Annotated in this window: 1 protein-coding gene; it reads left to right on the top strand. The window is 33.6% G+C overall.

Going from position 1 to position 500, the window contains the following annotated elements; genetic code table 11:
• Positions 1–486 (top strand): fructose-bisphosphatase class III (locus AC27IT_RS28415; RefSeq protein ID WP_487092364.1); only part of this gene is annotated, 486 nt, incomplete at its 5' end.
• Positions 487–500: the final 14 nt, after the last annotated feature.

Raw genomic sequence — 500 nt, 5'->3', positions numbered from 1 at the left:
ATGACGACGTTTGAACGATATTTTATCAGTGATAAAGCAACGCATAAAGAGAAGAAAAATCCATACTACTATTTACGGGAAAATGAGGAAGTCTGCCAAAACATCCTCGCAGAATTTAATCTGAATCCTGATCATGGTCATATTATTAATGGTCATACGCCTGTCAAAGAAATCGAAGGAGAAAACCCGGTCAAAGCAAATGGAAAGATGTTTGTTATTGACGGCGGTTTTTCAAAAGCGTATCAATCCACAACAGGTATCGCTGGATATACATTATTATATAATTCTTACGGCATGCAGCTAGTTGCTCACAAACACTTTAATTCAAAAGAAGATATTTTATTAGAAGGAACGGACGTCTTATCCGTAAAGCGATTGGTCGATAAAGAACTAGAAAGAAAAATGGTTTTAGAAACAAATGTCGGAGAAGAATTGTTAAAAGAAATTTCGATTTTAAAAGATTTAAGAAAATATCGCTATAGTTAAAGATAAAAAAAGAG

The sequence above is a fragment of the Brevibacillus sp. YAE8 genome (assembly GCF_057543335.1).
The sequence above is the reverse complement of the archived record's forward strand: the minus strand, read 5'-3'. Positions and strand labels throughout refer to the sequence as shown.